The following is a 20,069-nucleotide window of genomic DNA, read 5'->3' on the forward strand; positions in this document are numbered from 1 at the left end:
CGATGTTGTGACAGGTGCAGACGCCGGTACGAAGACAACGGCAGACGTTGAAGCAGCGACAAAGGATGTTCAAACTGCGATTGTTGCAGCCAAAGCTGCCAAAGACAACGCCACGACAGCTGCGCAAAAAGATGCAACACCAGTTGGCAATGAAAAGCCAGTTAGCGATGCCAAGACAGCGCTGGATAATGCTTTAGCAGATCCAACCAGCGACGCCAAGACACTCAAGACGGTAGCGGATGACTACACGAAAGCCATCAGTGATGCCAAGACGGCTCGTGCGACGGCTAAGACCGACGGTCAAGCGGCAGTTGATACCGCCACGACGGATGGGGTCGATCAGAACCCAGATGTTGTCGCAGCAGTTAAGGCATATACGGATGTTGTGACAGGTGCAGATGCCGGGACGAAGACGACGGCAGACGTTGAAGCAGCGACAAAGGATGTTCAAACTGCGATCGCTGCAGCTAAGGCTGCCAAAGACAACGCCACGACAGCTACACAACAAGATGCAACACCAGTCGGCAATGAAAAGCCAGTTAGTGATGCCAAGACAGCGCTGGATAATGCTTTAGCAGATCCAAAGAGTGACGCGGCGACGCTCAAGGCGGTAGCAGATGATTACACGAAAGCCATCAGTGACGCCAAGACGGCTCGTGCGACGGCTACGACCGCAGGTCAAAAGGCGGTTGATACCGCCACGACGGATGGGGTCGATCAGGAGCCAGCGGTTGCCAAAGCGATTACGGCATATAACGATGTTGCGAAAGGTGCAGGTGCCGGGACGAAGACGACGGCAGACGTTACCGCAGCGACGACGGCCGTTCAAGCTGCGATCGATGCGGCTAAGGCTGCCAAAGATAAGGCCACGGAAGCTACGCACCAAGATGCAACACCGGTCGGCAATGAAGACACGGTGGTAGCCGCTAAGCAACAACTCGCTGACGTATTAACCACGTCGACTAGTGACACTGCGACATTGACGACTGCCACTAAGGATTATATCAACGCAATTGAAGCAGCCAAAACCGCTCGCGATCACGCCAAGACGGCTGGTCAAGCGCTGGTAAGCACTGTAAATGCGGCCGGGTTGCAACATAACCCAGCTGTGGCAACGGCAATCACCAATTATCAAATGATCGTCGCGGCTACCGACGTTGAAAAAGCGACGACGGCAGAAGTCCAAGCAGCAGTTGGCGTGATTCAAACAGCACTGACTGCAGCGCAAAATGCGTACAGTCAAGCTCAAACTGCTGGCGTCAAAGATGCGACACCTGTAAGCAATGAAAGTGGGGTGCAAGCTACAAAAGCGGCGCTGGTCACTGCTTTATCCAAACAGACAAGCAGTAACCAAACGTTAACAACAGCGGCTAAAGCCTATGTCCAAGCCATCGCAACGGCTAAGCAAGCCCGCGATGATGCCAAAACGGCTGGTCAAGCAATTGTGGCCAGTGCCACCACAGCCGGCGTTGCTGATAACGTCGATGTGGCGGTTGCAATCCAGGCCTATGCTGGAGTCGTGCAAGCGGCTGACGCTGAACAAGCAACGACGGCAGAAGTTCAAGCGGCCGCTGCTAAGTTACAAGCGACGATCACCGCGGCGAAGACGGCGAAGGCCAATGCTGAAGCAGCACTTAATCAAGACGCAACACCAGTGGCCAATGAACCAAGTGTTACCACGGCCAAACAAGCCCTGACTACCACACTTGCTGACCCAAGCAGCAGTACCAAAGACCTTAATGCTGCTACCCAAGCATACGGCCAAGCTATCGCCGCGGCCCAAAAGGCGCGGACAGCTGCCTTGAATGCTGGTTCTAAGCTGATTGATCAGGCGCACGCGACTACCGGTCAAAAGACCCCGGCCGTCACTGCCGCAATCAACGATTATGAGAAGCTCGTTACTGTGGCCAAGGCGGGTCATGCCACCACGGCAATGATTCAGGCGGCTGCTACCAAGATTCAGGCCGCAATGCAGACGTCGTCGACGACGCCAGCACCGGTCCAATCTGCAACTAGCACGCAAGTACCAGTTGCTCCAGGGCAAAATGCACCAACGCAACAGGCTTATCCACAAACCGGTGAGAAGCAATCTAACGCTGGCGTAATCGGATTAGCAGTCACTGCATTAGTTGCTATGCTTGGTTTAGGCGAGAAGAAACGCAAACAAGACTAAGCCCAAGTCATGCTAACAGTTGACACTTGAGATATAAAAAGGCAGGCACCATCGATTGTAGTTTAATCGATGATGCCTGCCTTTTTGCGGTTTTCAAATTCATAATCGCGTTCGTCCGTTGAATCTTCGCCATGGTAGCGTCTCTCTCGCAAATAGGATACAAAAAATCCAAGTGAAGATCTAAACGGTATCAACGGCACTGCACCTCTTGGTGATCGAGTGGTTGCCCTCTAAAGTTTAAGCAGGGGGCTGGCCTCTAGACACAAATGATACTAAAACAGGAGGGGTCAACCAGCAGATTTACTGGTTGACCCCTCCTGGATTCTGAATGTAGATGGTTCATGAACAGCCATTGTGGTAAACTTTTTTGCTTATTGGGCTTTTTGCATGAGGGCCTGTTGCCGAGCCTGTTTGATCTCAGCAAAACGTTTTGGGGCGAGCTTGCCAAGCTCGACAAGCTTGCCTTCAATCGCGTCTAAAACGGCGTTGCGATCGGTAGGATCGTTGACGAAGTCGAGGTTGTCGCGGTCGATGGTCAACATCGTTGAGCGGGTATAGCCTTTGGACCAATCACGGTAGGCGCGGTTGACACGATGGTAGTAATCAATCAACTCTGGCTTTTCGCGGATATCTTCCATTTCGCGGCCACGGCTTTGAATCTCGTCGATTTCATGCTCCGGGTCGATCTTGAGATAAACCGCCAGATCTGGCAGGCCGTTGAAGGGACTGCCGTTGACGTTGGCCTGCATCTCTTGGGACAAGGTGACATAGACGTTGAAGTCGACGTCATCGATCTCGCCGTTTTGGTGCAGTTGACTGGCCATGACGAAGTCGGATTCGAGTGATGAGTCCATGACCGCGTTATCTTGCACTAAGGCTTTTTTGAGCTGTTGGTAACGGAAGGTCAAAAATGCGATCTGCAGGATCGTCGCGGTGGTTTTGCGGCTGTCTGCGCCGGCGGAATAGAACTTCTGCAGCATGTTGGCGATCATGCCGTTGCCTTCGACGTCTTCATAATAGGCGGGGGCGTTGAGGTCTTGAGATAAGATGCGCGTCAGGCTGGTTTTACCGGCGCCGATGCTACCGAGGATATAGATCATGTGAAATGGCTTCCCTTTCGAAATACGGTGTGACACAACAAAGAGGGCGCGCTCAGGCGCGTCCCGTGGTGAAACGATGCTTTATTGAATTTCTTTTAATCCGAGCTTACGCCGGCCGGTGTTGAACCATGGGCTGACCGTGAAGGCCAAGATGTCGTTGATGACATAAATGCTGGAGTTGATTGCCATCGCCAAGCTGGCGTCGCCTTGGGCAAACGTGATGCCCCAAAGGATCAGCTGGGCGATCCCGGAGAACAACCACCAGAAATACTGATTATTATAACGCAAGAAGCACACAATGCCACCGGTCAATGAAATTGCGAAGGCCATCCCATCATAGATCGGGCGTGGGTCATTGGTGAACTTACCGATCAAGAAGGCAGACAAGGCCCAAACCACGAGGGTCGCGGCGATGGAGATCACCCATTCTTTAGCGGCGAAGCGCTTGAGGTTGTTTTTGGTGTCATCGTTCCAGGTCCGCACAGAAATCAACACTGGCAGATCCAAGGTAATCACATAAGCGATCTGTTCAAAGATCGACAGATAGTTCTTAGCGGTGAAGCCGACGAAGACGAAACATGCTGCAGAGATCAGGCCCAACCAGCCGTTAACGGCTTTAGTGGCGTTGATTGCCAGCACGCATAACACGCCGAGCATGGTGCCGATGAAGGTGATGACGGCAACCGTGGTGATCCGGGCGTTGACCAAAGTCATCAGCTGACAGCCTAAAGCAAACCAGAAAAGGTAGTAGTTTTGTTGCGGCCAGCCTTTGAGTTGATTAAACAACCAGCTGAAATAGTTTTGTGAACTGTGTAAATCCTGTGATTCTTGCATAAATACGTGTCCCCCTAAAATAATTTCCAGAACACATTATGCCGCAAATTAATTGTGGTTGCCAGTCTTGAATATACATGATATTGGTGGTATGGACGAGTCCTGTACAAGATATAGGATAGATGGAAGCGAGCCCAACTTCTGAAAAGAAAGCAAATAGGCGCCTGTAAATGGCGTTTACAAGTTGACCATCGACGGTGAAACGGTTGCCGCACATGACCTCACCCCAACCATATTGGTTGAGCGATGAAGGCAAACCATTCCCCGTGATTATGGTTAAACACGGTAAAAAAAGCTTGCGAGCGTGAAACCAGCGCTTTTGCAGGGGACGGTGTAAACTGAAATGGGGGAGTTTTGCGGGCAAAGGAGGAGTCATGTTAGATGTCAAAGACGCCTTAGCGCGTCTGGAATGGACAACGGCGCACCATTATCTGCATATTCAGGCGCAACATGCGTTCATGCGGGCGTGGGCGGTGCAGTTCGAGCTGGCGTATACGGACATGCGCGTGATCCAGATGGCGTTGCAGTTGGCAGGAGATCAACACGAGTTGCTGCAACGGTTCACCACCGCATATGAAGCCGTTTATGCCTACGAATACGCCTTTGTCGCCGGCGGCTTGGAGGGGTTCAACAGCGAGTTTGGCGAGCGCCTGGCCGATTATCACAGTGCGTCTGATCAGTTGCTGGCGCTCATCAAGCAGGTTCGAGCTCTTCAGCCTGAGTAACATTCAGCGTCGATGTTGCAAACCCAAAATTGGGTTGTGCGGCATCGACGCTGATTTTTTTGCCAAAAGGGACCCATGACAAAGGCGGGACTTCAATTGACAGGGTCGAACAGGTGCGCTTTAATGAAAAGGATTATGTTAATTATGAACGTTAATGTGGTCGTGGGGGAACGCAATGGCATTAGGGACGTGGTTGGGGCGCTTAGTCACCTCAATATTTTTTGTTGCAGGCTATTTAACTTATTACGATACTAATGTCTATTTGCGCTTGCGCGGCGGAGATACTTTTTGGCGACGGCTACGCAATGGCGTGCTGAGCAAGTTGGTCTTGATCAGCGTGTTACTGTGTCTGCAAGCGGCGATATTGACGGTGTTTCAAGGCAGCGAGATGTATATCAACTTGTTGCTGTTTGCGGCGGCTTATCCGGTGTTGGATGAAACCAACTCGTTGGCAGATTATTTGTGGTACTGGGCGCAGTTCAGCCTCGTGTGGTATATCAACCATCCCTTCCAGCCCCAGTTGTTTGTGCTCGTGGCGGTGATCCTTGCCATTACTTGTATTGTGGTCAGGCGATACCAAAGCCAATTTCATTACAATGCGGCGCCTAACCTGATTTTATTTAGCACCCTGGGAATTTTGGCTTGGATGACTCGCGTCCACATGACGACAGCGTCTCAGTGGCGCTTTGCAATCATCTTTATTGCAATGAGTTCGTATGCGTATACGTATATCCGCCGGGTGCACAAGCACGCCCAAGAGCGCGCTAAGTTGAGTAATTCGTTGATGTATGATGCGCTGACGCACGCGTATAGTTTGACGCGGATGCGCAAGCAAGGGGTGGCGGCGTTCAAACGCTGTCAGCAAGAACAGCAACCGATGGCGGCCGCTGTTTTAGATATCGATTACTTCAAGTCGATCAATGATGAGTTCGGGCATGCGGCCGGCGATGAGGTGTTGATCTCGGTGACACGCCTCTTGCAACGACAGCTGGCGCAGGCCCCAATCGCGGCGGCACTATATCGTACCGGTGGCGAAGAAATGACGATCCTCATGCCAGACAGCACGTTGGAACAGGCTGTTCAGCTTGTGCGTAACTGCTGGACGGCGGTACGCACGGTGCCGATCCCTTATGCCCACGATCACCTGCGCTGTTCGATGTCCATTGGGGTCGCCTACTTGGAACGTAGCGATGCAACGCTTGATGATTTGTTGAAGCGTGCTGATGATAGTTTGTATCTGTCCAAGCAAAATGGCCGCGATCGCATTACCGTTGACGGGCGAGCGGATCTGTTGAATAACTCACACTCGGTGATGATCAATTATACTTACTACACGCAACCTGTGATGCAGATCAAAGATTCAACCGTCATCACCAACGAATTACGGTTGTCGGTGTATGCAGACGGACACTGGGGCGACGCGCCCGATTTTTCCGTGACGCTGGAGACGATGATGGCGCTGATCGCCAAGATCCACTCGCAACTGGAAACGCCTGCTTTGGCGGTCAATTTTACGTGTGGGCAGCTGGTCAAACCGCGGATCAAGGCGGCACTGATTGCTTACGTGAAAAAGCACCGGCACGCGTTTAATTTTCATGTCGAACTCAAGGAGATGCCTGACGCAACGTTGTTTGCTCAGCAAGCGCCAGACTATCTGGCAAGCGGGATCCATTTTGTGATCGACGGTTGCACCACGCCTGCGCAGTTCAAGGCCTTTGCACCGGTGATCCAGTATTTTGATGCCGTGAAAATACCGCTGATCGCCAAGCCGACGCCAGACCAGCTCACGGCGATGCATGCCAATCTCAAGTTTTGGCAGGATACTTGCGAACAACACGATATGAAGATGGTGTTAGTCGGTATCGAAAGCGATGCCGGTTTGCGCCTATGTGATCGTTATAACGCGGCGTTTGGTCAAGGCAATTACTTCAGCCGTCCCGTGTTACCACGGATTTTATAAGCAGATTGATAACGCCCATCAAATGGCCCTCAGTGCAAGCCTATACTAATAGGCTAACATCGAGGGCCATTTTGTGCTGTCACTGTCCAGCAACGTGAGTCTATGGTGTGTGGTAGACTGCTCGGCTGTCGGGTGCGAGCAAAAGCGACTCCAGCAGGATCAATCTGTCGTGGAGGCGGTGCTCGGTGAAGCTAACTCTCCGCTGTGCTCCGAGTGGATCTTCACCTGCGCTCATTCTATGGCGACAAGTCGCCAAGAATGATGCCACCACGTCAGATTGACCTGCTTCCGTCGCTTTCGCCCACACCCTAGATTCTGCGTATCAGGATAATTTGATGTCATGGACAAACGGTTAACTCGTTGATTATAACTAATCCGTTCATAGTTAGATGTACTGTCAGCCGCTAGTCCGCTTCTACGCTCTTGGAAATTGCCACTTCCGAGACGTTGGACGCTAACGTCAGGGTTTGGTGTGTGGAGGCCCGAGATGGCTCAGGCGCGGCATTGTTGTTAGCGGCTTTGCTGCTTACAACAAAGGCGTCGAAGGAGATCCACTCGTAGCAAAGCGGAGAGTTAGCTCCTGAGCGCCTCGCGCCGTTCCAGCCATCTCAAGGGCCGGAACACACCAAACCCTACCTATACCACTATCTCAAACACCAACCTAAACACACTTACGCTACCAGATGGCAAGACAGTAACAGGGTATCTCCCGATTATGGAAGGTACCCTGTTGTGTTGATTATAAGTCGTAATTGAATGGCCCAGGCTTGGAAGCATCGGTGCCGGTTTCGGAAGCACCCGTGGTAGCGTCTGGCTCAGCAGGTGCTGAAGATTCAGAAGCGCCGCTAGTGGCATCAGGCGCTGGCGCAACTTCTGTCTCAGAAGCGCCACTCGTTGCGTCTGGGGTTGGGGTGGCTTCTGTCTCGGAAGCACCGCTGGTCGCATCTGGTTGAGCAGGGGCTGAGGATTCAGAAGCGCCGCTGGTGGCGTCTGGCGCGGATGCGGTGCCAGTGGTGCCATCGGCTTCGGAAGCACCGCTAGAAGCATCAGACCAGCCGCCGCTTTCGTAGGCTTGCAGGATCGGTTCAGCGCTACCGGTGAATTCGATCGTGCCAAGGTATTCACCGTCAACATCACGCAAGGCGTAGTATTGAATGAATACGCGGTGGCCGTGCATGACTAACGGCCGGACAACGAAGTCTTTGGTGCCGTCTTTGAAGCTGTTGATGATCTTCATGACGATCGGTAAAACGCGCGGTGGGTGACATTCTGCGACGGTTTCGTCGAGTTCATCGACGGTTCTGCCGTGTTCACGGTTGGGCTTGTTAGAATACCAAGTGAAATGGTTGGTATTATCGATCAAGTCGATTTCAAACGGAATGGTGCTAAAAATCTGCTGGACTTGGGTCAGGGTCAACCGGCCAGTGGGAAAGTGAACATAGGTACCATCATAATCAGGTTCTGTCATAATGTTTTGCTCCTTTTTAACCGAGCGGAAGATGCCGCTTGGCTTCAACGTTAAGCGCTTTGGATATGGCTGGGGTGATAAGGATGTCCCAGAAGCGCTTCAGCTTCGGTGATACGGCCGGCTTGGATCAACTTGCGGATGCGCGTCGATGAGATCTTTTGGTGATCTTCGGTCAGCTTTGAGACGATTGTGGTCGTAAACCGCCCACGTGCCAATGCCGGCATTTCCGCCAGGGTGGTGGTGCCGCCGCGGCCGAAGGTGTAATCGAAGCCGGCAACCACCGCCACGGCGCCAAGTTTGACCAGGTAATCATCGACGAACGCCTGTGGGGAAAGGCGCGCGAATGCGCGGGTGAAGTGCACGATGACGAGGCGATCGACGCCCAGCGCTGCCATCAAGGCTGCTTTTTCTCCAGGTGAGGTCAGATAAAAGAAGGGTTGATGATTGAAGACTTGAGAGGCGTGACGGTCGAAAGTCATCACCACCAACGGCAAGTGGTGTTTCTCGGCTTGTGCTTTGGCGGTGGCGATCACGCGCTGGTGGCCGCGGTGGACGCCGTCGAAAAATCCTAGTGCCAGCACACACGGACGCGGTCGTATCTGGGTAACGCCGGGGATGATCATGATCGTCTCCATGGCTTGGGTCCTCCTTATTTTTTCACTGGCTTGCTTTTGGGTGCGGCTTCTTTGGCTTCTTTCAAGAATGCGCGTAACGGCCGCAAGGCTTGCGCGTCGTACTGTTTGACGAACGCATCGATCTGTTTTTGGTCTTGATAGGCAGGATCCAGGAACATGTGTTGGGTGGTGAACGGCATCTTGTGGGTCAGTTTGACATCGATGACGACTGGCAGATCTGTTGTTTTGGCGTCTTCGATTGCCGCTTGGAACTCGGCTTTGGTGTGGGCGGTGTAGGTTTTGGCGCCCATACCGGCGGCGACTGCGGCCCAATCGGTATCAGGAATATCGACACCAGACAGCGGCTGGTGAGAATCGTCGCGTTGCTCGGCTTCGATGTAGCCTAAAGTGGCGTTAGAAAAGACGATGTTGACGATGTGCAGCCCGTATTTGACCTGGGTCAAGATCTCTTCGCAGAGCATGGCGTAAGCGCCGTCACCTGACAGCGAATAGACATCGCGGTCTGGGTATAAGGTCTTGGCAGAAATCGCCGCCGGCAGACCGTAGCCCATGGTGGCGTATTTGCCACTGGTCGTCCACTTCTGGGTGTGCTTGATATCGAGTAAACGCTCAAAGTTGATGTTAATGTTACCGACATCGACGGCAAAAACTGCCTTGTCGCTGGCTTCTTTGTTCAGCACATCAAAGATGGGTTCTGGGCGGACTGGCGATTCATCGCTGTCTTTGAAACTATCTTGCCAAGCCACCCAGTTGGCTTTGTTGCTGATGCAGGCGGTGTAAAATGGGGTCGCTTTGCGCGGTTTGCCAGCCTTGTAGATTGCCTTCAAGGCTTCTTTAGCGTCGGCCAAGATCGAGACATCATTGTGTCGCCGCTTGCCCAGCTTGGTCGATTCAATATCGATCTGAATGATCTTGGCGTTGGGGTTGAACAACATGCTGGCAAACGGGACATCGTTGCCGACCCAAAGGATCAGATCAGAGGCCATGGTTGCTTCTGCACCAGGCTTAGGGGCAACGCGGCCGGTAGACCCGAGATAAGCGGGATAGTTTTCATCGATGACTCCTTTGGCGAGTACTGATGAAACCAGAGGCATCTTATACTTCTCGGAGACTTTAAGCAGTTGCTTGCGGGCGTGCTTAGCCCCAAGCCCGAAGTAGATCAGTGGGCCTTTGGCTTGTTGAATCAGCTTGACGGCTTCATCGATGCGTACCGGATCGGGCTTCACAGCATAAGGTGTGATCTCGGTGTTGGCGTTGGAGACGTAAGTATCTTTGATCTGAGCCCAACCGAAGTCTTTAGGAATGGTCACGACAGCAGGGCCGTGGAACTCGTAGGCGTCTTGAATGGCTTCATCGATCACCTTGGGTAGGCTTTGCGCGGTCATGACGGTGCGATTTGAGACCGCAACGTTGTTAAAAATTGGTTCTTCGTTCATCGCCTGGAAGAAGTCGATGTTCATGTTTTTTGATGGTACCTGAGCAACGAGGGCGAGCACCGGGACGCCGTCGATCTTGGCATCGTACAAGCCGTTGAGCAGATGAACCGCCCCGGGCCCGGCAGAGCCGAAGCAGACGCCAATCTTGCCAGACAACTTGGCGTCGCTGGCGGCAGCCAAAGCGCCGGCTTCTTCGTGGCGGACTTGGATGAACTTGATTTTATCTTTTTGGTTATACAAAGCGTTCATGGTCGAATCAAACGAGCCGCCAGGGTAACCGTAGATATGGTCGACGCCCCAAGATTCGATGACTTTGAGGACTGCATCGGAACCACTGATTGTTTGTGCCATAATATGCCTCCATGTGTACTACATATGATGTAGGACTGCGATTGAATGATGTTTGGTGGCGTCTTCCCCTGGCCAGGTACGGAAGCGCTTTACGGGTTATAGACTAGGCTTGTAAGCGCATTAACACCATGCTTGTATATAGCCAATAAATATAATAATTCTGACATGAGAAGAAGGCACTGTATCAATCAAGGCGTCATCGCGCGGTTTCTTGGGTGCGTCTTTGCCAAAAAATTCGCTGGCGTTTTCGATTATTGTCCATAATCGGAAATTATTTTTTAATTAATGAGGTAATTGATATCCAAATTGGGTAAAATGGTGGTAGAAGCGAGGGGTGAAATTAAATTTGACCCTAGACTAAGCGAAACGAGCCCACCTGCGGGTTGTTGGGCTAGGAAGTGCATGGAAGATGCGAATCACCGCGTCATTGATCTTGTCATTGATCACCAACCTCATTGTCATGATGGGGGCAACATCGTTCTTCTATTGGTTGCAGTCGAGCACGGCGACGCCTTTTGTCATCCGTCATCGCAAATTTTTTGAGCTCGGCGCGAGCGTGACCTTCATGACGTTCTTGTTCTGTCAGGCGATGGCAAATACTTATCTGGATCAGATGATGTACGGGTTCCACTGGACGTTTTTGAACCTGCTGATCGTGACGATGTTTATGTTGAACTTACAGGTCGTATCGAAGTGGCAAGTCATCATCGATGCCGTGTTGACACTGGCGTACCTGGTGTTGTTCAGCACGCCCTTGCGTGTGCTTGGGCTTGTGAGTTGGGCGGTGGGGATCGCCAGTTTAGGGATCGTTCAGGCATATACGCCACAGCTACGGCAAAAACGGTGCTTCGAATATGGTTTGTTGGTGGTGTTTGCGGCGGCGATGCTGACGATGGTATACCAGATGCAACCCGAACACCTCGATGTATGGTTTTGGGTACGGCAACTGTCGGCCTTGGTAATTATTGGCGTGTTTTGCGTTGAGTTCGACCAAGTCATGCGTGGCACGCAGAACCGCACCGACAACATTGAGACGCGGGCCAATCGCGATGAGCTGACCGGGTTGTTGAATTTCGGGGCGTTCAACCGTGCTTTGACGGATCACTTTACGGCGTTTAAGGCTGGGACCGGGAGTGCGTATGTGGTGTTTGAGTATGATCTGGATTGGTTCAAGCGGGTCAACGATACTTATGGGCACCTTGCCGGCAACAAGGTGCTTCACAAGCTGGCCCAAGAGATCCAACGCCACGCCCAGAGCACTGTTGAACCGGCGACAGTATATCGGCTCGGTGGCGAGGAATTTGCGATGATCGTGGAATCACCATTGAAGCGCGATCAGGCGCTTCAGCTCGCGCAACTTCTTCAAGCACGTCTGCAACAGGTACGCTTCAACGACATCGACCCGGCACTGCGGATCACCTGCTCGATCGGTGAAGCGTGTGTGAAGGCAAGCGACTATAGCGACAACGATGTCTATAAGGCTGCCGATCGCAACTTGTACCACGCCAAGCAAAGTGGCCGTGATGCCGTCGTGCTAGCCAATGATGAGCTATAGGCCAATAAAAATATCCTGCAACAACCGAAACTTGGTTGCTTGCAGGATATTTTTATTCTCAGTTGAGTGCCAGATACAAGATCAAGGAAACCGCATTGGCCACTGCCGTCAGGAATGGTCCGAGCGTTTTGAATCGGCTGATCTTCAGGCCGATGACGCCATCAAAAAGTTGGACGCCGATCATCGCGACGGCCAAGGCGATGAGGTAGCCAGAATCGTGAATAATTAGCAGACCGCAGGCGGCAAGAAGTAGTGCCAGGCTCCTGGAAAAGGCGTATTTGGCATTTGTCAAAGCTAAAACGTCGTCGTGTCTGGCCTGGAGATAGGCCTGACACGCGAATCCGAAGCTGACGATGGCACTGATTGTGGTGATGATGGCGCAGACTAAATATAGCAATGACTCCTCCTACGCGTGTGCCGATTCGCCGTCAGCGTGGTGGGCCTTGCCGGTAAACTCGGAGATGGTGATCTTGATCACGCCAACGCCGTTGAGTTTGTTGGCAGGGATCTCATCGAAGCTGTCCAGCTTGCGGCCGGTTTCGTGTTGCATCAGCAGGTCTAACGCGTGGCGTTTGACATCAGGATCATCGACGAGTTCAGCGATACCGTAACCGATCACGCTTTGGTAAGCCGCCGAATAATTCGGGGCGTCTTGGCCACTGGGCATCAAGATCGCACCGCCGTCAATTTCAACACAGACGTGAGGATCGCGGGTAATCAACGTGCGCTTCTTGCCTTGGCGGGCGCCGTGGCTGTACAGCACCAACGTATCGTCGTCGCACCACTCGTAGCCGTAGTTAGTGGGCACAACATAGGGAAAAGGATCATCATTCATTGCGATATGGACCACGCGGCAAGTAGCGAGGATCTGTTTGATCTCAGCAAGATCGATCTGACGTTCAAAACGACGCATTTTATTCATGGCAAGGCCTCCTAAAATGGCGTTATTGTAGCATTTTAGTGGCCTACGCTCAAGCGTTGAAGTGACAGATCACGACAGCTGGTGTGGTTCGTTGGGATAATAAAAGTCCCAAGCTTCTCGGGCTTGGCTCATGATCGCCATGGTGTCGCGGGTCCAGGCGAGTGTCGGGTTGGCGCCAGTCGTGACGGCTTCTGCCATGTCATCGATTTCATAGCGGATCCTGACTTCACCGTCGCCTTCTTGAAGCGTGCTGTCGGCGACGCCGTGGGCGGTTGGCCGCGACAGGGTCGCCATCTCGGCGCGCGGGTAGTCGTCGACGGTGAGATAGGCCTGGTCGTAAGTGACCAGGCCGAACCGCGGCATCTTGGCTTGCAAGTTTAACGCGACCGTCGCCTGTTCGTTGTGGTCGTTGGTGAGAAAAAGGGTGCTCTGGTCATCGACGCCGGGGTTAGCCGGAATCATCTGGGTAGCGACCAGGCGTGGCGTTGCGGTCATGAAGCGACGGACGAAGGACAAGGCGTAGATCCCGATATCCAACAGTGCCCCGCCGCCAAGTTCTGGATTCAGCAGTCGGTCGTTGGGATCAGGGGCGATGGACGACCCAAAGTTAGCCTGAATGGCGCGCAGGCGGCCGAGCTTGGCGGTGGTTTCAGCCAACCGTTGATATAGCGGCATGTGGTAGATCGTCTGGGCCTCCATCAAGATCAGGTGATGCTGTTTGGCGATAGCAATCAGTTCGTCGAGTTGCTTGAGATTCAGCGTGATCGACTTTTCCGCCAAGACATGCTTGCCTGCCAGCAAGGCTTGTTTGATGTTGGCATAGTGGAAATTATGCGTGGTCGCGACGTACACGATGTCGATCGCCGGATCTGCGAACAGCTCGGCGTATGAGGCGTAGGTATGGGGGATGTGATATTCTGATGCGAACGCGTTGGCGCGGGCGGGATCGGTTGCGGCGACGCCGTAAAGGGTCTGTGAATCTGGAAATTCAGCGACAAATTGACGGGCAATGCGGCCTAAACCGATGATACCCCAGTTATAACGAGTCATAAACTAACCTCCTCGGGTAATGGATACCCTTTCAGTGTACAAGCTTTTAGTGACTATCGCCAAAAAAAGCACCGTTATTTCGCATTGCGAGATAACGGTGCTTAGCGATCAGCACTCGCCGACGTGTACGCTGGCACGGTGCAAGGCGTAGGCGACCAAGCCGGCGTCGCTGTCGACTGGCCCGACAAAAGCGCGGCTGGTGCCTTCGTCGGTGGGAATGACTAGCTCCGGACAACCGGCAAGCTCAGCGAGGCTTGTCAGGCCTTGGGTTTCAAGGTGTGATTGCGCCGTCGTATCAGCGTCGGCGTCTTTTTTAAGCGGCGCCGCGGTGGTCGGCAGCGGCATCACCGCTTTTTTCAACAAGTGGTTGAGCTCTTGGCGCCAGTCGGCTTGAATCGTCAGCGCGGGTTGAGCGTCGCGGTTTGCTTGCTTGGCGGCATCAGCGAAGAAGGCTTGCGCCGTGGCCCCGAGATCTGTTTGGTGGGCGGCGACCCAGACACCTAAGTTACGGTTTGCGGCTTGGGCATGGAGTTGTGCAAAGGCGGCACGCAGGGCTTCGCGGCGTTCGTTGATCGGTGCGCTGATCAGTTGCAAGGAGTGCCACTTGGTCGGTGTGAGGAGGACATCTGCGACTTTCTTGAAGACGTTCTTATCGCTGGCCAGCCAACCCAGTGCGTCAAAGCCGGGGGCCAGCTGGGCGCCACCGGCCAAAGTGTCTGTAGTTTGCGTCATGCGGATGGCAAACAGGCCGCTGTAGCTGGCCGGGATCCGCAGGCTGCCGTCAGTGTCGATCCCAACGGCAAAGTCGACGTCACCGGCTGCGACGGCGCTGGCGGCGCCACCGCTGGCACCGCCGCTGAAGCAGTCGGGGTGCAGCTGATTGTCAGCAACACCATAGTGCGGATTGTTGCCTTGCGCGTTGACCAGCAGTTCGTCGACAACCGTGATGCCCTTGAGCGTCGCGCCGGCGGCCAAGAGCTTGGTGACGATCGGGGCGGTCGTGGTGGCCGGCTGCTGATCTGCTTGCCACGCCGGGCTACCGAGGCCGGCAGTGCGCCCGGCGATCGCGATGGAATCGTCGACGGCAAATGTCAGCTCATCGAGCGTGCCGCTGCCGGTGGGTTGCAAGGTGAAGTCTGGATCAATATACGTTGCATTCATAATGGGACCTCCGAATCTAGATACGGTCTGGGTGACCGCAATGCAGAAGCTTATATGGTCAGTATAAGCCAAGTTCAGGAATTGCGAAATGGCGGAATTGTTAACGTTAACTTTTTCTCGAATTCAACAACAACGAGCTGCCTTTACGACTCGCTACAGATGAATATGCCAATTTACATTTTTGAGAATGACCGTTGTGTTATCAGAAATACCATTGGCTGGCTTTTAATCGGATTGTTAGCTGGAGCTTTAGCGGCCATGGTGAAGGGGTGGGCAAGTTGTTAAATATCGATATAAGCCACAAAAGGCGAATGATTTTCACTTAGTATCAAAAGTCCGCTTGCGTTTTCGTGTTTGTTCGTTATACTTACTTTAAGTAAGAAACTTGGAGGGCAAAATTATGACAAACACAGCGTACACATTTGGACTCAATACTTTTGGTGATCTGGCCTTTACCGATGACGGGCGGGCGTTGAGTGGTGCGGAAACATTACGGCAGGTGGTCAAAGAAGCACAGTTGGCTGATCAACTCGGGTTAGACATCTTTGCGTTGGGGGAACACCATCGCTCTGAATTTGCGATTTCCAGTCCTGAAATCGTGCTTGGCGCGATCGCCCAAACCACCGAGCAGATCCATCTGGGAACCGCGGTGACGGTGTTGAGTTCCGATGATCCGGTGCGGGTCTATGAACGTTTTGCGACCCTGCACGCCTTGGCCAACGGACGCGAGCAGATCATGCTTGGGCGCGGTTCGTTTACCGAATCGTTCCCATTATATGGCTATGATCTGCAGAATTATAACGAGCTGTTTGCCGAGAAAATCGAGATGTGGCAGGAACTGTTGAAAGGCAAGCCGATGAACTGGCAAGGTCAATTCACGCAAAAGCTGACCAACACCACGGTTTATCCGCAGTTACCTGAAGGCGAGACCATCGACACCGTGTTGGCGGTCGGCGGTTCGCCAGAATCGATCATCCGGGCGGTGCACTACGACATTCCGGTGGTGATCGCCATCATTGGCGGTGAGCCCGTGCGTTTCCGCCCGTATGTCGACCTTTACCACAAGGCGGCCAAACAGCTGAACAAGCCGGTTCACCCACTGGGGATGCACGCACACGGTATCATTTTAGACGATGCCCAAGAGGCCACTGAAGTTGGTTGGCAGTATATCAAAGCCGAGATGGATCGCATTGGGATCGATCGCGGCTGGGCGCCGATGACGCGCGATCGCTTCGAATTCGAGATCGATAAGGGGGCTTATTACGTCGGTACCCCCGAACAAGTTGCCCAAAAGATCGCCAAAAACATGCAGGCGCTGGATATGCAGCGGTTTGATCTCGTGTACGGGACAGGCGGGCAGCTACTGCACCAACGTGAAGCGACGATCCGGAATTTTGCCACCAGAGTCGTGCCGCGGGTCAAGGAACTGTTGGGAGGTGGCGTGCATGCCTGACATCACGATCGGTATTTTAGGTGCCGGTAAACTCGGGTCGACGCTGGCCCGACTCGGGGTCCATGCAGGGTTGCCGATCTTGATCGGTAGCCGGCGCCCAGTCGCCGACTTGCAGTGGGTGATCGACACGCTGGCGCCAGGCGCGACAACACTCAGTGCCGCTGACGTGGTAGCACAAGCGAATGTGATCATTTTGGCCTTGCCGCTAAGCCACTACCGCGACTTGGACCCGCGAGCGTTCGCCGGAAAAATCGTTTTGGACGCGACCAACTACTGGCAGGAAGTCGACGGGACCGCCAACACGATTTCTGATTTGACCCATTCATCTTCTGAAGTTGTTCAAGATTGGCTGGCCGACAGCTTTGTTGCCAAGGCCTTCAACCACATGGGCTATCACGACCTGGAAATCGAAGTTGATCGCCATCCCGAGGTGCCACGGGCGATGGCGTATGCGACGGACCACGATCAGATCCGGCCGGTGGTGGAACGAGTGCTCACTGCCTTCGGTTTTGCCCCGCTGGATCTCGGGCCGCTGCGTTTCGGGCTGCTGTTGGAGCCAGGCAGTCCGCTGTTTGGCGAAGCTATCCCGACACCGGAGTTTCAGGCCAAGCTGGCTGGTATTTACGAGCAGCCCTTTGGCCAAGCCATTGTTGCTGCTCGTGGTGGGAAGATCGTGTAGGTTTAGACTAAGCAGCGCCGGCTTACGATTTGTAGGGCGGCGCTGTTTGCGTGCAAACTGTAGTCTTTCAATGTTCAGTTAGCGGTGTTGCTTGGCCAGATGGCAACGCCCAAATGAAGAGACATCACGTGCTTGCCTCGCAACAAAAAAGCTGCCAGATTTTGCCCGACTCTCAGAGGAGGGTATACGATAAATTTGTAAATTGGCGCGGATAATCGCTGAAAGCCGCGGCCTGATTCGATCTGGTCGGCGAGTCAAAATTTGATGGGTCATCTGTTGGGTAATCGAAGCCGTGCTGAGAGTCATATTTGTGCCGGAACGGCTAGTACAGGCGAGACAAGGAATTGGCCGCATATTTGCGCCAATTTAAAAATTTGTCGTATGCCTTTTCCCCAGAGCGCGACAATCTGTGAGAAATAGGCTGGCGGTGTCGATCGCATGCCGCTTTTGTAGTTTGTCTTTGAGCCGCGATTGCGAACAAACGTTGGCGAATCACACGTTGAGTCTGGTGAAACCGCGTGGTAGGCTTATCCTATTAGTTTTGTCGCCGGTGGGTGGCAATCGCAATCGGATTCAAGTTAGGCTTATTGGAGGAAATCATGGTCACCGAAGACAACGAGCACCAGTTTCATTTTGCGCCGTCGCACCATCATCACATGCACATTCGCTGGCATTCATTTGCCAAAGCCGATGGCCCCATCACAGAGGCAAGCTTGACTGAACGCGCGGCGATCGTCGGCCGCGTCGGGTTTATGATGCTTAGCTGTGGTACCGGGGCGTGGCGGGTGCGTGCCGCGATGGACACGATCGCGCGCAGTCTTAGGCTGACTTGTGCTGCCGACGTCGGGCTGACGTCGCTGGAGTATACCTGCTTTGAACAAGGACACCACTATTCTCAGACGTTGAGCCTGCCAGCCAGCGGCGTGAATACCGACAAGCTGACGATTTTAGAACGCTTTGTCAATCGGTTTGCAACGGATTGTTTGAGCTTGCCTGCGCATGAGATTCATGACCGATTGGACAAAATTGCGGCCAAGCCGGGCAATTTCTCTGCGTTACAAGTCGGGCTTGCGTCTGCGCTTGCCTGTGCCGCCTTTATTTTCTTGCTCGGTGGTGGACCGATCGAGATGGTGTGTTGCTTTTTCGGCGCCGGGGTCGGCAATTATGTTCGGCGGCTGATGGGGCAACAAAAGATCACGGTGATTGCCAGCACCGCCGTATCCGTGGCCGCGTCGTGTGTCGTGTACCTGTTGGTGTTCCGCGGACTGGGATTGTTCATGCCGGTGGCGCGGGCGCATGAGGCCGGCTATATCGGGGCGATGCTGTTTGTGATCCCAGGTTTTCCTTTCATTACCAGTGGCCTGGACATCGCCAAGCAAGACATGCGGTCTGGTCTTGAGCGTGGTACCTTTGCAATCATGGTGATCTTAGTGGCGACGTTGACCGGTTGGGTGGTGGCAATGCTCGTCCACTTACAACCACAGAACTTTGTGCCGTTAGGACTGACGCCGATAGTGCTGTGCCTCTTGCGGCTGGCGGCCAGCTGGTGTGGGGTCTTCGGGTTCTCGATCATGTTCAACTCCCCGGTCAAAATGTCGGCGATCGCCGGCATCATCGGTGCCGTGGCCAACACCTTGCGGCTGGAACTCGCCGGCGCAGGGATGCCGGCTGCGGCCGCGGCGTTTCTTGGGGCGCTGGTGGCGGGACTGCTCGCCAGTCCTTTGAACAAGCGGCTGGGCTATCCGCGGATCTCGTTGACTGTACCGGCGATCGTGATCATGGTGCCGGGGTTGTACATGTACCGGGCGATGTTCAATCTTGGCCTGGATAGTTTTGGCGTTGGGGCCAGCTGGATGGTGCGCGCGGTGTTGATGGTCTTGGCGTTGCCATTAGGCTTGGCGGCGGCGCGGATCCTCACTGACAAGAGCTGGCGGCATATCGGGTAAAACATTAGGCGTTGCCACGGGCGCGCCTTTTTTCATGCGCTGATACAGCTGGAACAGCGAGACAGTAACAACTATTGTCACACTCGTCCATCGGTACTGACGCCTGCCGAAAGACGAGGCGCACAGCAATCACCAAAACACAGTATGCACGACCTAATTGATCAATTTGCACTATTTATTGTAATTATTAGGTAATGACTGGGTGAAAAACAATCTCATAACGGCTGTGACGAAAGATTGGCTGCATATCGTATCGTTTATACCGTGAAATTCATGCCGATCGCATTACTGATACTGACCAAATGTGTCTCAAGTTGTTTGATTCGGAAACAGTAATAACAAAAGTTGCAAAATTTCATGTTATTTATACGCTGAAAATATAAGCATAGCTCGCACAAGTGCTGGCAAGTAGGCTGTTTGCTAAAAGTTAAAGATAGTCATATCGTTATCGACCTCTGACGAAGCGTACATAATATTTATAATGTGTTATATTAACCTGGATTATTCACCTCGGTATTTGGGACATGAAATCGCATCTGGCCGGTCTGAAAGCAACGTTTGGAGCGTTGCGAATACTGACTGAGCGGAGAAGTTGGTGATCGATGCACCACGAACAGACCG

Annotated in this window: 16 protein-coding genes; 7 read left to right on the forward strand and 9 right to left on the reverse strand. The window is 53.3% G+C overall.

Translation table 11 applies throughout. The annotated features are described in order from the left end of the window. The coding region (locus ACYVRB_RS12825; RefSeq protein ID WP_461215836.1) for a hypothetical protein at positions 1 to 2,173 on the forward strand (2,173 nt) is incomplete at its 5' end. Between the two features lie 371 nt (positions 2,174 to 2,544). Here the strand turns inward: ACYVRB_RS12825 and ACYVRB_RS12830 are convergent. Then, on the reverse strand, positions 2,545 to 3,273 hold the full coding sequence (locus ACYVRB_RS12830) for a deoxynucleoside kinase (protein ID WP_461215837.1): 729 nt from the start codon (positions 3,271 to 3,273) through the stop codon (positions 2,545 to 2,547). Between the two features lie 81 nt (positions 3,274 to 3,354). Next, the gene (gene pnuC, locus ACYVRB_RS12835; protein WP_461215838.1) at positions 3,355 to 4,107 is read right to left on the reverse strand and encodes a nicotinamide riboside transporter PnuC; all 753 of its coding nucleotides are present in this window, start codon (positions 4,105 to 4,107) and stop codon (positions 3,355 to 3,357) included. 374 nt (positions 4,108 to 4,481) lie between these two features. Between pnuC and ACYVRB_RS12840 the strand changes: the two genes are divergently transcribed. Further along, positions 4,482 to 4,832, forward strand: a complete 351-nt coding sequence (locus tag ACYVRB_RS12840) for a hypothetical protein (RefSeq protein WP_461215839.1) — start codon at positions 4,482 to 4,484, stop codon at positions 4,830 to 4,832. A gap of 175 nt (positions 4,833 to 5,007) precedes the next feature. Further along, on the forward strand, positions 5,008 to 6,792 hold the full coding sequence (locus tag ACYVRB_RS12845) for a bifunctional diguanylate cyclase/phosphodiesterase (protein WP_461215840.1): 1,785 nt from the start codon (positions 5,008 to 5,010) through the stop codon (positions 6,790 to 6,792). Between the two features lie 739 nt (positions 6,793 to 7,531). On the opposite strand, the gene ACYVRB_RS12850 is transcribed toward ACYVRB_RS12845, so the two are convergent. From ACYVRB_RS12850 to spxB, 3 genes are read right to left on the reverse strand one after another with little or no spacing between them, the layout of a single operon-like run. Beyond that, positions 7,532 to 8,260: a PAS domain-containing protein gene (locus ACYVRB_RS12850; RefSeq protein ID WP_461215841.1), complete on the reverse strand. Its 729-nt coding sequence runs from the start codon at positions 8,258 to 8,260 to the stop codon at positions 7,532 to 7,534. A 50-nt stretch (positions 8,261 to 8,310) separates the two neighbouring features. Next, positions 8,311 to 8,895, reverse strand: coding sequence for an adenylyltransferase/cytidyltransferase family protein (locus ACYVRB_RS12855; RefSeq protein WP_461215842.1), 585 nt, complete (start codon positions 8,893 to 8,895; stop codon positions 8,311 to 8,313). Between the two features lie 14 nt (positions 8,896 to 8,909). Continuing rightward, positions 8,910 to 10,682: a pyruvate oxidase gene (gene spxB / locus ACYVRB_RS12860; RefSeq protein WP_461215843.1), complete on the reverse strand. Its 1,773-nt coding sequence runs from the start codon at positions 10,680 to 10,682 to the stop codon at positions 8,910 to 8,912. 409 nt (positions 10,683 to 11,091) lie between these two features. On the opposite strand from spxB, the gene ACYVRB_RS12865 reads away from it, so the two are divergent. After that, positions 11,092 to 12,237, forward strand: coding sequence for a GGDEF domain-containing protein (locus tag ACYVRB_RS12865; RefSeq protein ID WP_461215844.1), 1,146 nt, complete (start codon positions 11,092 to 11,094; stop codon positions 12,235 to 12,237). A gap of 58 nt (positions 12,238 to 12,295) precedes the next feature. On the opposite strand, the gene ACYVRB_RS12870 is transcribed toward ACYVRB_RS12865, so the two are convergent. The 4 genes from ACYVRB_RS12870 to ACYVRB_RS12885 all read right to left on the reverse strand — a co-directional run bounded on the left by ACYVRB_RS12870 (position 12,296) and on the right by ACYVRB_RS12885 (position 15,370). Then, a complete protein-coding gene (locus ACYVRB_RS12870; RefSeq protein ID WP_461215845.1) occupies positions 12,296 to 12,634 on the reverse strand; it encodes a hypothetical protein in 339 nt (112 codons plus the stop codon). A 9-nt stretch (positions 12,635 to 12,643) separates the two neighbouring features. Beyond that, on the reverse strand, positions 12,644 to 13,159 hold the full coding sequence (locus ACYVRB_RS12875) for a pyridoxamine 5'-phosphate oxidase family protein (RefSeq protein WP_461215846.1): 516 nt from the start codon (positions 13,157 to 13,159) through the stop codon (positions 12,644 to 12,646). A gap of 69 nt (positions 13,160 to 13,228) precedes the next feature. Further along, positions 13,229 to 14,209: a Gfo/Idh/MocA family protein gene (locus ACYVRB_RS12880; protein WP_461215847.1), complete on the reverse strand. Its 981-nt coding sequence runs from the start codon at positions 14,207 to 14,209 to the stop codon at positions 13,229 to 13,231. Between the two features lie 108 nt (positions 14,210 to 14,317). Next, positions 14,318 to 15,370 (reverse strand): amidase family protein, encoded by a 1,053-nt coding sequence (locus tag ACYVRB_RS12885; RefSeq protein WP_461215848.1) that lies wholly within the window; start codon positions 15,368 to 15,370, stop codon positions 14,318 to 14,320. Positions 15,371 to 15,770: 400 nt separating this feature from the next. On the opposite strand from ACYVRB_RS12885, the gene ACYVRB_RS12890 reads away from it, so the two are divergent. The 3 genes from ACYVRB_RS12890 to ACYVRB_RS12900 all read left to right on the forward strand — a co-directional run bounded on the left by ACYVRB_RS12890 (position 15,771) and on the right by ACYVRB_RS12900 (position 19,448). After that, on the forward strand, positions 15,771 to 16,823 hold the full coding sequence (locus ACYVRB_RS12890; protein WP_461215849.1) for an LLM class flavin-dependent oxidoreductase: 1,053 nt from the start codon (positions 15,771 to 15,773) through the stop codon (positions 16,821 to 16,823). Beyond that, positions 16,816 to 17,502 carry an NADPH-dependent F420 reductase gene (locus tag ACYVRB_RS12895; RefSeq protein WP_461215850.1) on the forward strand — a complete coding sequence of 229 codons (687 nt, stop codon included), beginning with the start codon at positions 16,816 to 16,818 and terminating at the stop codon, positions 17,500 to 17,502. Before ACYVRB_RS12890 ends, ACYVRB_RS12895 begins: the two co-directional genes overlap by 8 nt. A 599-nt stretch (positions 17,503 to 18,101) precedes the next feature. Further along, positions 18,102 to 19,448 (forward strand): threonine/serine exporter family protein, encoded by a 1,347-nt coding sequence (locus ACYVRB_RS12900; protein WP_461215851.1) that lies wholly within the window; start codon positions 18,102 to 18,104, stop codon positions 19,446 to 19,448. Positions 19,449 to 20,069 lie beyond the last annotated feature (621 nt).

Source organism: Lacticaseibacillus boliensis, assembly GCF_054784775.1.

What these genes read in the sequence shown, in the direction of transcription:
- ACYVRB_RS12830 (WP_461215837.1), bottom strand. Translation starts at nt 3,273, where the DNA reads ATGATCTATATCCTCGGTAGCATCGGCGCCGGTAAAACCAGCCTGACG.
- pnuC (WP_461215838.1), bottom strand. Translation starts at nt 4,107, where the DNA reads ATGCAAGAATCACAGGATTTACACAGTTCACAAAACTATTTCAGCTGG.
- ACYVRB_RS12840 (WP_461215839.1), top strand. Translation starts at nt 4,482, where the DNA reads ATGTTAGATGTCAAAGACGCCTTAGCGCGTCTGGAATGGACAACGGCG.
- ACYVRB_RS12845 (WP_461215840.1), top strand. Translation starts at nt 5,008, where the DNA reads ATGGCATTAGGGACGTGGTTGGGGCGCTTAGTCACCTCAATATTTTTT.
- ACYVRB_RS12850 (WP_461215841.1), bottom strand. Translation starts at nt 8,260, where the DNA reads ATGACAGAACCTGATTATGATGGTACCTATGTTCACTTTCCCACTGGC.
- ACYVRB_RS12855 (WP_461215842.1), bottom strand. Translation starts at nt 8,895, where the DNA reads ATGGAGACGATCATGATCATCCCCGGCGTTACCCAGATACGACCGCGT.
- spxB (WP_461215843.1), bottom strand. Translation starts at nt 10,682, where the DNA reads ATGGCACAAACAATCAGTGGTTCCGATGCAGTCCTCAAAGTCATCGAA.
- ACYVRB_RS12865 (WP_461215844.1), top strand. Translation starts at nt 11,092, where the DNA reads ATGCGAATCACCGCGTCATTGATCTTGTCATTGATCACCAACCTCATT.
- ACYVRB_RS12875 (WP_461215846.1), bottom strand. Translation starts at nt 13,159, where the DNA reads ATGAATAAAATGCGTCGTTTTGAACGTCAGATCGATCTTGCTGAGATC.
- ACYVRB_RS12880 (WP_461215847.1), bottom strand. Translation starts at nt 14,209, where the DNA reads ATGACTCGTTATAACTGGGGTATCATCGGTTTAGGCCGCATTGCCCGT.
- ACYVRB_RS12885 (WP_461215848.1), bottom strand. Translation starts at nt 15,370, where the DNA reads ATGAATGCAACGTATATTGATCCAGACTTCACCTTGCAACCCACCGGC.
- ACYVRB_RS12890 (WP_461215849.1), top strand. Translation starts at nt 15,771, where the DNA reads ATGACAAACACAGCGTACACATTTGGACTCAATACTTTTGGTGATCTG.
- ACYVRB_RS12895 (WP_461215850.1), top strand. Translation starts at nt 16,816, where the DNA reads ATGCCTGACATCACGATCGGTATTTTAGGTGCCGGTAAACTCGGGTCG.
- ACYVRB_RS12900 (WP_461215851.1), top strand. Translation starts at nt 18,102, where the DNA reads ATGGTCACCGAAGACAACGAGCACCAGTTTCATTTTGCGCCGTCGCAC.